The 14,008-nt window shown below is 37.1% G+C and carries 14 protein-coding genes; 7 read left to right on the forward strand and 7 right to left on the reverse strand.

Annotation, left to right across the window (positions count from 1 at the left end; genetic code table 11):
- Positions 1 to 49: 49 nt before the first annotated feature.
- Both ispH and BN1225_RS07275 read right to left on the reverse strand, forming a co-directional pair.
- Positions 50 to 976 carry a 4-hydroxy-3-methylbut-2-enyl diphosphate reductase gene (ispH, locus tag BN1225_RS07270; protein WP_041139161.1) on the reverse strand — a complete coding sequence of 309 codons (927 nt, stop codon included), beginning with the start codon at positions 974 to 976 and terminating at the stop codon, positions 50 to 52.
- Positions 977 to 994: 18 nt separating this feature from the next.
- Complete coding sequence (locus BN1225_RS07275) at positions 995 to 1,363, reverse strand: hypothetical protein (RefSeq protein ID WP_052466447.1); 369 nt, start codon at positions 1,361 to 1,363, stop codon at positions 995 to 997.
- Positions 1,364 to 1,525: 162 nt separating this feature from the next.
- Here BN1225_RS07275 and BN1225_RS07280 point away from each other — a divergent pair, with 162 nt between their 5' ends.
- Together BN1225_RS07280 and BN1225_RS07285 are read left to right on the forward strand one after the other, a co-directional pair.
- Entirely contained in the window at positions 1,526 to 2,902 is a 1,377-nt protein-coding gene (locus tag BN1225_RS07280; protein WP_041139162.1) for a DEAD/DEAH box helicase, read from the forward strand.
- A gap of 1 nt (position 2,903) precedes the next feature.
- Positions 2,904 to 3,767: a deoxyribonuclease IV gene (locus BN1225_RS07285; RefSeq protein WP_041139163.1), complete on the forward strand. Its 864-nt coding sequence runs from the start codon at positions 2,904 to 2,906 to the stop codon at positions 3,765 to 3,767.
- Here BN1225_RS07285 and BN1225_RS07290 read toward each other — a convergent pair.
- The 4 genes from BN1225_RS07290 to rpsT form a co-directional block, all read right to left on the reverse strand.
- Complete coding sequence (locus BN1225_RS07290) at positions 3,759 to 4,013, reverse strand: hypothetical protein (protein WP_041139164.1); 255 nt, start codon at positions 4,011 to 4,013, stop codon at positions 3,759 to 3,761. The two genes, BN1225_RS07285 and BN1225_RS07290, sit on opposite strands and share 9 nt — an antisense overlap.
- A 56-nt stretch (positions 4,014 to 4,069) precedes the next feature.
- Positions 4,070 to 5,125, reverse strand: coding sequence for a flavodoxin-dependent (E)-4-hydroxy-3-methylbut-2-enyl-diphosphate synthase (ispG, locus tag BN1225_RS07295; protein ID WP_041139165.1), 1,056 nt, complete (start codon positions 5,123 to 5,125; stop codon positions 4,070 to 4,072).
- A gap of 4 nt (positions 5,126 to 5,129) precedes the next feature.
- Positions 5,130 to 6,908, reverse strand: a complete 1,779-nt coding sequence (gene pepF / locus BN1225_RS07300; protein ID WP_041139166.1) for an oligoendopeptidase F — start codon at positions 6,906 to 6,908, stop codon at positions 5,130 to 5,132.
- A gap of 92 nt (positions 6,909 to 7,000) precedes the next feature.
- A complete protein-coding gene (rpsT, locus tag BN1225_RS07305) occupies positions 7,001 to 7,264 on the reverse strand; it encodes a 30S ribosomal protein S20 (RefSeq protein WP_041139167.1) in 264 nt (87 codons plus the stop codon).
- Between the two features lie 120 nt (positions 7,265 to 7,384).
- On the opposite strand from rpsT, the gene gpr reads away from it, so the two are divergent.
- The 3 genes from gpr (at position 7,385) to BN1225_RS07320 (ending at position 9,392) form a co-directional block, all read left to right on the forward strand.
- Positions 7,385 to 8,272, forward strand: a complete 888-nt coding sequence (gene gpr / locus BN1225_RS07310; RefSeq protein WP_041139168.1) for a GPR endopeptidase — start codon at positions 7,385 to 7,387, stop codon at positions 8,270 to 8,272.
- Between the two features lie 128 nt (positions 8,273 to 8,400).
- Positions 8,401 to 9,093: a stage II sporulation protein P gene (locus tag BN1225_RS07315; RefSeq protein ID WP_187117542.1), complete on the forward strand. Its 693-nt coding sequence runs from the start codon at positions 8,401 to 8,403 to the stop codon at positions 9,091 to 9,093.
- Entirely contained in the window at positions 9,090 to 9,392 is a 303-nt protein-coding gene (locus BN1225_RS07320; protein ID WP_041139169.1) for a hypothetical protein, read from the forward strand. The genes BN1225_RS07315 and BN1225_RS07320 overlap by 4 nt, the downstream gene beginning before the upstream one ends.
- Before the next feature lie 17 nt (positions 9,393 to 9,409).
- Here the strand turns inward: BN1225_RS07320 and BN1225_RS07325 are convergent, their stop codons facing one another.
- Positions 9,410 to 10,228, reverse strand: coding sequence for a MerR family transcriptional regulator (locus tag BN1225_RS07325; RefSeq protein ID WP_041139170.1), 819 nt, complete (start codon positions 10,226 to 10,228; stop codon positions 9,410 to 9,412).
- A gap of 226 nt (positions 10,229 to 10,454) precedes the next feature.
- Here BN1225_RS07325 and BN1225_RS07330 point away from each other — a divergent pair, with 226 nt between their 5' ends.
- Together BN1225_RS07330 and BN1225_RS07335 are read left to right on the forward strand one after the other, a co-directional pair.
- Complete coding sequence (locus BN1225_RS07330) at positions 10,455 to 12,191, forward strand: ABC transporter ATP-binding protein (protein ID WP_041139171.1); 1,737 nt, start codon at positions 10,455 to 10,457, stop codon at positions 12,189 to 12,191.
- A complete protein-coding gene (locus BN1225_RS07335; protein ID WP_041139172.1) occupies positions 12,184 to 13,965 on the forward strand; it encodes an ABC transporter ATP-binding protein in 1,782 nt (593 codons plus the stop codon). The genes BN1225_RS07330 and BN1225_RS07335 overlap by 8 nt, the downstream gene beginning before the upstream one ends.
- Positions 13,966 to 14,008: the final 43 nt, after the last annotated feature.

Genomic DNA, 14,008 nt, shown 5'->3' on the forward strand with positions numbered 1-14,008 from the left:
TCTTAGGAGGAATTGTCTTTTTCTATTAAAAAGTACCAACGAATTGGTACTAGTTTAAAATTTTTTCGGTATCGATGACTGGCAGCTTGTAGGTTTCAGGATTTTCTATATCTAACTGTTCAAGATAGTGAATCACCATATTCGTAAGATAGGTAGGCGTGGAAGCCCCAGCAGTTACAGCAATATATGCTCTGCCTTTTAAATCATCTAAATGAATGTCTTCTACACTTTCTATCAAACGTACAGGGATATCCTTTTTTTCTTTCGCGATATTCGCTAAGCGTGTTGTATTATTGGAATGAGGATCTCCTACAACATAAAGAAAATCAACCTCTTCAGGCAAAGCTGCCATCGCCTGCTGACGAATTGTTGTCGCATTGCAGGTTTCTTTCATAATATCAACATGCGGTAATTGCGTTGTTGCATAGTGTGCTAATGCCTGCACATCCCACATGCTCATCGTTGTCTGATTGGTCAAAACATAATGCTTTTCTTTGTTTTTTAAATGGTCAATATCCTCTTGGTTTTGAATCAAATGGATACGTTGAGGATGAATAGCCAAAGCGCCTTCGGCTTCAGGGTGACCGTGTTTTCCAATGTAAAGAATATCTTGTCCCATGTTTAGAGAGTGTGAGATTAATTCATGGGTCTTAATGACATCCTTACATGTAGAATCGACAACAATCAGCCCTTTCTGCCTTGCTTTTTCAAAGACGTTTTGACCAGCACCATGTGCAGTGATAATAACCACTCCGGAGTCAATGTCATCTAATAACTCTAAGCGTGATTTTCCTTTACTGTCAATGGTGCGAATCCCCAGTTTATTTAAGGCGTCAACGATAAACTGATTATGCACGATCATACCTAAAATATAGATCGGTTCATCAGGATATTGCTGACGGGTAGACTTTGCGATCTTAATTGCGTTAACAACCCCTTGGCAATAGCCGCGAGGAACGACTTTAAATACTTTCATTTCATCACCTCAGAAAGATTATAGCATATTTTCAAACTGCGTGCCTTCATCGGTGACATTTTTTAATGCTTCGTCGATCTCTTGGTCAAAAGATGGGTCGAGGTCCATCTGTTTGACCGCTTTAATCACTTTAAATGCGGTTTTGGCGTTGCTTACTATCGGTCGTACTTGATAAATAACAGGAATGACTTGGTTAAATGTCGTAATGGCTTTTTGAGCCGTCCTTAATGTAGTTTGCATGTTGAATGGGATCAGACTTTTCTTCATCGGTGACATTGGCATCATCGGATTTTGATATTGCATTGGATTCATCGGCATGTTCATTTGACTTGGATAGTAAGGTGCACTATAGCCGTAAAATGGATACTGCGGTGGGTAGTTATTCATTGTTTTACCTCCTCTTACTTAGTATATGTAAAAAAAGACAAGATGTTATCCAATAGTTGACAAAAGTCACGATTTTGTTAAAATAAGACATACGCCAATTTTTTAATCAGGGTATTTGCTTATTTATTTTGGTTTATGTATAATAAAAAAAGGAGTGATAAAATGAAAACTTTTGAGCAATTTAACTTTAAACCGTTTGTGAATGATACAATTCGTCTGCTTAATTTCAAAAAGCCGACAAAAATACAGGAAAGAGTTATCCCGCAAGTCATGCATCATACTGATATTATTGGGATTTCTCAAACCGGAACAGGAAAAACACATGCTTTCTTACTTCCTATCATGAATGAGATTCATACGGATTCTGATAAGGTGCAGGCTGTTATTACAGCTCCGACACGCGAATTAGCAACGCAGATTTTTGAACATGCACGTCTGTTTCAAAAAGCGAATCCGGCAATCCGTGTGTCCTTGGTCATCGGTGGAAATGATAAACAAAAAGCAATCGATAAATTAGCTGTCCAGCCCCATGTGGTAATCGGGACACCGGGAAGAATTCGTGATTTATCCATCAATGAACAGGCCTTGAAAATAACCACTGCCGATATTTTTGTTGTAGATGAAGCGGATATGACCTTGGAGTTTGGCTATCTTGAAGATATTGATGCCGTTGCCGGACGGATGAAAGATGATTTGCAGATGTTGGTGTTTAGTGCCACCATTCCTCAGAATATTCGTCCGTTTTTAAGAAAATATATGAAGAACCCACAGATTATTGAGATTGATGAAAAGAAAGTGACAACGGATAATATTGAACATATCTTAGTTCCTGTCCGTCATAAGAGTAAATTTGAATTGCTTAAAAAGATTATGGATACGATTGATCCTTATATCTGTCTGCTCTTCTGTAATAAGCGCAGTGAAGCAAGAGAAATTACACAAAAACTTCATGATGAAGGCTATCGTGTCGGTGAGATTCATGGGGACCTGGAACCGCGTGAACGTCGCCAAATGATGCGTCGTATCAATAATATGGACTATCAATATATTGTCGCTACGGATATTGCGGCAAGAGGAATTGATATTGATGGTGCAAGTCATATTATTTCTATGGATTTTCCTACGGAATTAGATTTCTATGTACACCGTGCAGGTCGCTGCGGACGTGGAAAATATACCGGAATCTGCTATAGCTTATACAATGTAGAAGATGAGGGAAGTATTAAATATCTGGAAAATAAAGGGATCAAATTTAAAAATCAAGAAATTAAAGAAGGGGTTTGGGTGGATTTGGCAGATCGTGATCGTCGTAATAAACGTGTACGTCGCAGCAATGAGATTGAAACACGTATCTCTAAGATGGTCAGCCGTCCAACTAAAGTAAAGCCCGGTTATAAAAAGAAACGTAAGATGGAAATTCAAAAATTAGTTAGAAAAGAAAAACGTTCGATTATCCAGCAGGATATTCGTCGTCAGAAAAAAGAACGTGCAAAACAGGCACAGATTGAAAAAAGACAAAAAGAAGAAGGAAATTATTAGAATGTTGAAAATTGGAAGTCATGTCGGCATGTCAGGAAAAGAAATGATGGTAGGGTCCGTCAAAGAAGCCCTGTCTTATGAAGCGAATACCTTTATGTTTTATACGGGTGCGCCACAAAATACACGCCGCAAAAAAATCGAAGAGCTGCGAATTGATGAAGCAAAAGCATTGATGGAACAACATGGCATTGCGATTGAAGATGTCTTAGTGCATGCTCCTTATATTATTAATTTAGCCAATACGATAAAACCTGAAACTTTTGAACTGGCAGTAGACTTTTTACGACAGGAAATTGAAAGAGTAGAGGCGATTGGCGTCAAGATGGTTGTTTTGCATCCGGGAAGCCATGTTAAAGCGGGGGAAGAAGCCGGGTTAAATCAAATCGTCAAAGGATTAAACATGGTCTTGAATGAAGATACGAAAGTCATTGTTGCTTTAGAAACGATGTCGGGAAAAGGCAGTGAGCTAGGCTATACGACCGATCAGTTAAAATATATGATTGATCATGTTGAACATAATGATAAATTAGGGGTCTGCTTAGATACCTGTCATCTGCATGATGCCGGGTATGATCTTACTCAATTTGATGCATATTTAGATGAGTTTGATGAAAAAATCGGGATTCATCGTATTAAAGCCATGCATATCAATGATTCTAAAAATGAACGTGGAGCAAAAAAAGACCGACATGAAAATATCGGTTATGGTCACATTGGTTTTGATACCCTTTGTTCTATTATTTATAATGAACGTCTCTGCCATGTGCCTAAGTTTTTAGAAACGCCGTATCATGAAGAAAAAGCCCCATATAAACGTGAGATTGCGATGATTCGCAATAAGTTGTTTGAACCGGGATTAAAATAATAAAATAGAATCTTGAATAATGGGTTTAAATTGATGACAAACAGAGATGTTTGTCTCTTTTTCTATCTCATTATATAAAACCGGATGATAGTGGGCAGTTACCAATGCATAAACATTATTTTTTATGATCTGAAGAATGATATTAAGATCATAATCGTTAATCTGACATTGATAGTCTTGACATATTCTTTTTAATTTAGAGAGTGTTAAAGATTGGATATGCAAATAATTTTCTTTTAGATTCATCGTGATATTTCCCCCTAATCTGTATATATGCAAATGAATGAAAAAAGATGATACATTTATTGTACCATCTTTAGTATTTCTGCCTTTAATTCTTCCACCATATCAGCTTGCTTAACTTTTCTGATAATTTCTCCTTTTTTGATCAATAATCCTTCTTTGACTCCACCGGCAATCGCAATATCTGCGTGTTTTGCTTCGCCCGGACCATTTACCGCACAGCCCATGATGGCAACGGTAATATCAGCATGAATCGTATTGAGAAATTGTTCAATCTCTTTAGCAATCGGAATCAGATCATATTGAATACGTCCGCAAGTCGGACAAGAAACTAGGGTCGGAACATTATTCAATAAACCAAACTCTTTCAATAATGTTTTGGCGACAGGGATTTCCTGACATGGATCATCACTTAAGGAAACGCGGATCGTATTGCCAATCCCTTCGTATAATAAGATACCTAAGCCGGCACTTGATTTGATTGTGCCGCCAAGTGCAGTGCCTGATTCTGTGACACCTAGGTGAAGCGGATAATCAAAGGTTTGACTGGCTAATTTATAGGCTTCTACGGTTAATAATGTAGATGATGCTTTTAAAGAAATACAGATATCATGGAAATCTAATTCTTCTAAAATTTCAACATGACGCTTTGCACTCTCGACCATCGCTTCGGGAGTAGGGCGACCGTATTTTTGCAGGATATCTTTTTCTAAAGAACCGCCATTGACACCGATACGAATGGGAATATGCTTGGCTTTACAGGCATTCACCACCGCTTCAATCTTTTCTTTTGATCCGATATTACCGGGATTGATCCGAATCTTATCGATTCCCGACTCAATGGCAATCAAGGCTAAACGATGATCAAAATGAATATCCGCGACTAAAGGCAGGGTAACCTGCTTTTTAATTTCTTTAATCGCTAAGGCATCGTCCTGATCAAAAACAGCCATTCGGACTAATTGACATCCGGCTGCCGCTAATTGGTTGATTTGAGCTACAGTAGCTTCAATATTCTTTGTTTTTGTATTGGTCATCGATTGAATGATGACTTGATGATTTCCCCCAATAACTAAGTCACCGACTTGGATTGAGCGAGTTTCCTCTCTTTTCATACGTTTACTCCTTTTCCAGCATTAAACTTTCAAATTCATTTAATAAATCTTCAAAATAATGGAAAGCATCATCATAAAGCTGATCAGATAATGGGTCCACATTGGCAGTTTTCAGCAATTCGATCGGTGGTTTGCTTCCACCTGATTTTAAGAATTGAAGATAACATTCAATTTGCTGAGTATCATGTTTAGTAATGCGGGCTGTGATGGCTAAGGCACAGCACATTCCCAAAGTGTACTTATAGACATAATAGTTGTAGTAGAAATGTGGCACATGATAGCAAGAATAACGAGTCAGATCGTCTAACACAACATCCGGTCCGAAATATTCTTGGTTTAATTGCTGATACAGATCCGTGATGATTTGACTGGACATCGGCTGATCATGTTCCGCCATCTGATGCAGCTTATATTCAAAATCCGCAAACATCGGTTGTCTAAAAATCAAGCCTACACAGTTTTCCAAGAGATCATAAAGCAGGCTGGCTTTTTCTTGTTTATCTTGAGTATTTGCCAACAAATGCTGAATCAACAGCATTTCATTGACTGTAGAAGCGACTTCTGCTACAAAGATGCGATAGCTATTGGTTTGCGGTGGCTGATATTGATTAGAAAGATAAGTATGACAACTATGTCCCAATTCATGAATCATGGTCGATAATGACTGATAGTCACCGATGAAATTCATGAGGATATACGGATTCGTGTCATAGCATCCACTTGAATAGGCACCGGCACGTTTACCGACATGCGGATAAAAGTCAATCCAACGTTCGGCTTTCGCTTTTTTAATAATATCGGTATATTCATCACCAAAGACATCTACACATTTTAAAATAATATCAAAACATTCATCGATAGTATAATGACGTGGCTTTGATTTAACCAAAGGGACACTCAAATCATAGTTATGCATGATATCTTTGTTCATTAAATGTTTTTTCAATGTATTGTAACGATGAAAGAGCGGACGATATTTCTCATTGGCTTGCTGTAAAATCTTATGAAACAGCTCACTTGGGGCTTGATCGGCAAATAAGCTGGCAGCTAAGCTATCTTCAAAATGTCGAGTTTTTGCTAAAAAAGCGTCCTTTTTCATGGTGCTTGATAAAGTCTTGGCGAAAACATTTTCAAAACGTTGATATTCTTTATAAAAATGGTGGTAGGCAGTACGGCGCACTTCTTCATTTTCGTTCTTTAAGAATTTATTTAATGTGGCACTGTTTAAGAACTCTTCCTTCCCATCTACTAAGACCGGTTCAAATTCCAGTCGTAATGCATCGAAAACATCGCTTCCGGTATCTGCCAAAGGGGAGATCTGAGCAAGCAGATCCTCCATTTCCTTAGAAAGGGTATGGCTGGCTTGTCGGAAAGTTTCCTGCATATTATAGCGATAAACCTTAAAACGTTCCTCTTTCAGGTATTCTTTGATTGTTTCTTGCTGAGCGATAATTTCTAAATCTACAAAAGTCAAGCTCTGTGATATGTGTTCATAAAGTGCCATGACTCTTGCTTCCATGCTTTTAATAGACGGATTGTTAGGTTCAACATCAACACTCAAATGCGTATAGCAATATAATTTTGAAAGAAGACGATCCATCTTGGTATAATCTTCTAAAAATTGATAAAACTGATCAGCACTTTCAATAAACGTTTTTTCTTGCTGAACTAATTTCTCACATAACGCTTTGGTTTCTTTTAAATCTTGATTAAAGCTTTTTTCGTCTTCATAGATTTTGGTTAGATCCCAGGTATCTTGAAGGCTGATTTCATTTCTGTTCATTCAATCACCTCGTTACTATCATAGCAAAAAAAGCGTAAAAAAAAAACCGTATTGATAACGTAGTTTTACACAACAAAAAAACTCTATTAGCCTTAGTTAATAGAGTTTACTAATTTAGCCAATCTAGATTTTTGTCTAGAAGCATAGTTTTTGTGATGGAATCCTTTTGTTACAGATGCATCTAATTTACTAGAAGCTACATTATAAGCAGCAATCGCTTCTTCTTTATTTCCAGCTTCAACAGCAGCTAATACTTTTTTGATAGCAGTTTTTAAAGCAGTTCTGTATCCGTTATTAACAGCACGTTTAGCATCATCGTTTTTATAACGTTTGATTTGTTGTTTCATGTTAGCCATTTTTGTCCACCTCCGATTCATTTCCTTACCAATTTTAACAAAAATAGAAATGAAATGCAATCTTATTTTTATTTTTTTGTTGAATCATGGTTTTATGGTCATACTAAATTTGGTGATTCTATGAAAAATAATACAGATTTAGCCAGAGAACAGCTGGAACATCTTAAAGAAAACGAAGATTATAAGTTTAATAAGCTCACATTTAATGAAATTATCTTAGAACAGTATGATTTTTTTCAAGAGCCAAAAGGACATTATGATGAGATTATTTTAAATGATTATCAGCAAGAGGATCTTTTAGAAGCGTTTAAAGTAGTGATGACACCTTATTTACCGGCACAGCGGATTCTGGTTGTGGGACTAGGTAATGCTGATTTTAATGCGGACGCGATCGGACCTAAGATTGTTGGTAAAATGGAAATAACACTCGATCATCTTTATTTATTTATTCCCCGCGTAAAGGGGCAGACCGGTTTGGAAAGTGCGGAGATGGTAAAGAGTATCGTAGAGAAATATCAAATTGATTTGGTAATTGCTATTGATTCGCTTTCAGCGGTTCAGTCCGATGCTTTGTATAAGACGATTCAGATCAATGATATCGGTATTCGTCCGGGAAGCGGTGTGGGGAATTATACAACGGCGATTGATGAAGGGTATTTAGGCTGCAAAGTGATTGCAATCGGGATTCCCTGTGTCATTAAAGTCAGCAATCTGATCAATGAATTTTTTAAATATGTTGAAGGTTTTTTCTCTGAAAATTTGCAAGGTGGTCAAAATATATTGAAAGTTGTGCGAAAAGATCCCTATCAAGGAGAATTAGATGAGGAGAAAAAACAATTTTTAATGGGACATTTAGGAACCCTCCAACAAGAGGAACGCTATCATTTAATTGAAGAAATAATGAATCCAATCAACAAGAATTATGTCATAACAAGTAAAGATATCGATTATCGTATTGAAATCTTATCGAACATGATCAGTATTTGTTTGATGAATATTTTGAATTAATGTTCTAAATCCGCAATTCTTTTCATACATTATATAAGTGAATAGAAGGTGAGGATATGCGAAGAAATTCAGGATTTTATATTTTAGGGAAGTTTTTGATATTCAGCGTATGTTTGTTTGCACTCAATATGTGTGTAACAAATCTACTTAATAATAATGTCCGAGTGGATGCTTTGGAAAAGCAGGACAGCAAGGTAGTCAGTGATCTTGAATCGCAGATGGTGAAGTTGAATCAGAATCAGGGCGTTAATAAAAGTATTTACATCTATTCTACGCATCAGCAGGAAAAATATACCGATCAAGGGGTATTTGAAGGCAGTAAGTATTTAGCGGAGAAATTAAGAACGATGGGGTATAACGTGATCGTTGAGGAAAGTAATTTTGAAAATTATGCGGCAGCGAATGGATTGCAGTATGATGACCTCTATCAGGTTTCAAATACATTCCTCACCGAAGCGTTAGTGAATAAAGGCAGTTTTGATTTAGTCATCGACTTCCATCGCGATTCTGTGGGAGCAAATGTGACACGACTTTTAGCGAATGATAAAGCATATGCGAAAATGATGTTCGTTATCGGCGGGCTGAGTGAAAAAGTGGAAGCGGTACGCGGAGCTTCACAAGCTTTGTCAACATTGATTGACAGTTACATGCCGGGAATCAGTCGAGGGACTTTTGAAAGAGAAGCGTATTATAATCAATATGTAACAGATCATATGCTGCTGATTGAAGTTGGAGGCGTTGAAAACAGTTTCAGTGAAGTTAAAAACAGTTTGGATATACTGGCTTTATCCATTCACGATTATTTGGAGGCACAGCAATGAGAGATATCATCGTCGATGTATTTCTGGTGGTTATTTTCTTAGTGGTTGTTAATGCCGTGATTAAAGGTCCGGAAATCAAAACGGATATTGTTAATCAATCCACCAGTCAGTTAGAATCAGATATAAAAAACGAAGAACAATTAGAAGATCATTATGTTATTTATGATGACGGAAAAGAAAATGCCGTCGCTCAGGGAGCAAAAGCTATCAGCAATGGTGTTACCGAATTTATTCGTATGGTGGTTGTTTTTATCGGTGATTTCTTTTCCATGATGGTGAGTACAGTGATTATACAATAAGAGACCTTGCTAGGTCTCTATTTGGTTTCTAAGTAGATCATTGTAATATAATTTTTTGTGTGACGTTCGGCAATGTCGGAAAGAATGTATTCTTCATATGCCATTTCACCTAAAATGATTTCATGCTTTTGTGCATAGTCAAGTGCTCGCTGATAAGCCTTATAGGCTAAATCATAAGGTCCTTTATGATAAGCCACGATATAATATCCGGCCTTTCTGATCTTGATATTTTTTAAATTACGTTTTTTGGTACGGGTAAATAAATATTGAAAATTAGTATAGTCTTTGTTTTTAATGTTGGCGATGGATAAAATCGCACCGACACGATCCTCGGTAGCAAGATAATTATTATTGTAGAAGTTGACATACTCTTCCATATAAGTCGCAAAATGCTTGCTGGTGGCGTTTTCCACATCATCACTGCATAACAGGATTTCTTCTTCCATATATTCCAAACTGACCTCATTGACATCTGCTTTTAAAGCTTTGGATGTTGTCGAGCGAATCGCTTTGATAAATTCCTTAGCATGTTTAAGTTTTTTTATTTGATCGTCCAGTTCTTTTTCTTTATCGTTTAATAAATCAATCAGCATTTGAGGGGTTCTTTGCTCCAGATAAATCTTGATATCCTGCAATGACATCCCAATATTTTTAAGAATCATAATAATCGCAAACGTTTCATATTGATGATGAGAATAATAGCGATATTGGTTATCTTTAACGATTGCCGGAGTAAATAAGCCAATCTGATCATAATGAAACAGTACATGTTTAGGAACATTGCAAATGCGGGCAAATTCACCGGTTGTAAAATATTTTTCATGGTTTTCTTGCATATCCATACCTCCCTGCCTTTCGTTTCTATCTTCTTTATATCATGAATTATTCAAGCTGGCTATGAGTTTGTTCATGAAATAAAGATAGATTGCCTTTGGTTTTCCTATAAATTGATAAGGATTTTAGGTAAAAGTTCAAAATACATAAAATACCCCTTGACTATAAGGTTACTTTATAGTTTATGATAGTACAGTCGAGTAAAAACAACAAGGGAAGGAGATTAATATGAAACTTATTTTAAAGTATTTGAAAAAATATAAAAAGTTATTGGTTTTAAATGTGATTTCTGTCTTTGGGTTTGCACTTGTAGAATTGGGAATCCCGACGATTATCGCCAATATGATTGATATCGGTGTTAAAAATCAGGATCGTAACTACTTATATTCCATGTGGGGAGCGATTCTTGTTATTTCGATTGTGGGAGTAGCAGGAACGATTTTACTAGGGTATTGCTGTGCAAAGATTTCAACGTCCATTACACGTGATATCCGTAACGATATTTTTACAAAGGTGCAGGATTTCTCACCTAGCGAATTCAATAAATTTGGAATTTCATCATTGATTACTCGAACAAACAATGATGCGTTTCAGATCCAGATGTTTATCAATGTGATTTTAAGAACCGCTTTAATGACGCCGGTCATGCTGGTTGTCAGTTTTATCATGACATTAAGAACTTCTTTGGATTTATCTTTAGTGATTGCCGCAACGTTACCGATTGTTATTCTGGGGGTTATTTTGGTCGCTAAGATTTCAGAGCCGATGTCACAAAAACAACAGGCGTCATTAGATCATTTGAATCGTATTTCAAGAGAAAACTTAACGGGAATCAAAGTCATTCGTGCTTTTAATAATGATCACTATGAACAAGCCCGTTTTAATGAAACCAACGTTGAATTTACAGGATATACAAAGAAAATCTTTAAATTAATGTCCGTTACTCAACCTATTTTCTTTTTATTAATGAATTTAGCGGCTGTCTTTATATTCTATTTGGCAAGTCAAATGATCGATGCGGGAACATTGCAGGTAGGGCGATTAGTTGCGTTTCAAGACTATTTATTTCATGCCATGTTCTCAATGATGCTGTTTTGCAGTGTCTTTGTCATGTATCCGCGTGCTGCTGTTTCAGCTAAACGTATTCAAGAGATATTAAGTACGCAGGTGCTTATTAAAGATAAAGAGAGTACTATGGATGTACCTAGTGTTGCTGAGCATTCTTTAGAATTTGATCATGTCACTTTTGTTTATCCGGATGGAGAAGAACCAGTCTTAAAAGATGTATCTTTCAAAGCTTGTCAGGGAGAGACCATTGCCTTTATTGGCAGTACCGGTTCAGGGAAAAGTACGTTAATTAACCTTATACCGCGCTTTTATGATGTCAGTGGCGGAATGATTAAAATCGATGGTCAAAACGTTCAAGATTATTCCATGGAAACACTGCGTGAGAAAATTGGCTTTATTCCGCAAAAAGCAATGCTGTTTACTGGCACTATTGCGGAAAATATCCGTTATGGCAAAGAAGATGCGACGATGGAAGAAATTGTTCATGCCGCTAAAATTGCACAGGGATATGATTTTATTATGGAAAAGCCAAATGGCTTTGATGAGGTTATTACCGAAAGTGCCACGAATGTATCCGGCGGACAACGTCAGCGTTTAAGTATTGCCCGTGCATTGGTCAAAAAACCGGAAATCTATATTTTCGATGATTCATTTTCAGCTTTAGATTTTAAAACCGATGCCATGCTTAGAAAGGCATTGAAAGAAGAAACAAAACAATCGATTATGCTGGTTGTTGCACAACGTATTTCTACGATCATGGAAGCCGATAAGATTATCGTTTTGCATGAAGGGAAAGTAGTAGGGGAAGGAACGCATAAGGAACTTCTCAAAAATTGCTCGATCTACTATGAAATTGCAGCATCTCAGTTAAGTGAGGAGGAATTGGCTTATGAGTAAGAAATGGCAAACCTTCAAACGATCTATTAAACAGTTGTCACCTTTTATTTCTCCTTATAAATGGGGATTCTTTGTGGCCATCCTAATGGTTGTAGTGACCAATATTGCTTTAGCGATTGCACCAACGGTCGAAGGGATGATTACGTCTCAATTAATGAGTGATGCGACTAACATCGCCAATCATGTACCTAATGCCGGGGTTAACTTTGCCGCTATTATCAAAATTATTATTGTTTTAGTCATGATTTATCTGATTAAAACATTATCACAGGTGGTCTTAACTTTTGCTTTAACCAACTCCATTCAAAATGCGATGCATGATCTAAGGAATGCTTTGCAGGAAAAGATACGTCATCTGCCTGTCAGTTATTTTGACAAGCACCAGTTTGGAGATGTATTAAGTCGTATTACGAATGATGTCGATACAGTGTCAAACGCTTTACAGCAGACGTTAACTCAAATCATCAGTGGTGTTTTAACATTGGTCTTAGCTATCACGATGATGGTCAGAATCAACGCGATGATGGCGATTGTTGTCTGCATGATTATTCCGATAGCGTTGTTGATTACTCGTTTTATCGTCCATCGTTCACAGAAGCGATTCAAAGCGCAGCAGGATGCTTTAGGAAAGCTGAATGGGGCAATTACCGAGATGTATACCGGATATAATGAAATTCTGCTTTTTAATAAACAGAAGAAATCAATCCATCAATTTAAAGATATTAATGAAAACTTATGTCAAAATGCTTTCAAGGCACAATTTATGTCTTCTATCATTTCGCCTTGTATTTCATTCGTCACATATACGGTTATTGGAACAATCGGTTTGATTGGAAGCATTTTAGCGATCAATGGTACATTGAAAATCGGACAGCTGCAAGCCTTTATCCGCTATATCTGGCAGGTGAATGATCCGATTTCTCAGGTAAGTAACTTATCTTCGCAAATTCAGTCTGCTTTTGCGGCAATATCTCGTGTGTTTGAAGTCTTGAACGAGGAAGAGGAAGTCATTACCAATCATCCGCAGCCTGTTCATGAAATCGAAGGTAACGTCACATTTGATCATGTTTATTTTGGCTACAATGAAAAAGAAATCATCCATGATCTTGATGTAGATATCAAGAGCGGTCAAATGGTGGCTGTAGTAGGGCCAACCGGATCAGGAAAAACGACCTTGATTAGCTTGCTGTTACGTTTCTATGATGTGACACAGGGAGGAATCAAGATTGACGGTGTAGACATCCGTGATATGGATCGAGAAGATCTGCGTTCTTTATTTGGGATGGTTTTACAGGATACGTGGCTATTTAACGGAACAATCTATGACAATATTCGTTATGGGCGTATGGATGCCAGAAAAGATGAAATTATTGAGGCGGCAAAACAGGCGAATGTTCACCATTTTATTCGTACGCAGCCAGATGGCTACAATATGCAGATCAATGAGGAAGGAAATAATATTTCTCAAGGGGAAAAACAGTTATTGACGATTGCCAGAGCAATCTTGAAAGATCCGCAGATCATGATTTTAGATGAAGCAACGTCTTCCGTTGATACCCGTTTGGAAAAAATGCTGCAGGAAGCGATGCAGAATGTGATGAAAAATCGTACAAGCTTTGTTATTGCTCATCGTTTATCTACGATTAAAAGTGCAGATTTGATCTTAGTTGTTCGCGATGGAAGAATCGTAGAAAAAGGAACGCATCAAGAATTAATTCAATTAAACGGATTCTACGAACAGCTTTATAATGCACAGTTTGCACAACAAGAATAAGAAAAGACCGGGAAACCGGTTTTTTTTGAATATTTGAAAGGTT

The sequence above is a fragment of the Beduini massiliensis genome, from assembly GCF_000829905.1.
GTDB classification, from domain to species: Bacteria; Bacillota_I; Bacilli_A; order Erysipelotrichales; family Coprobacillaceae; genus Beduini; species Beduini massiliensis.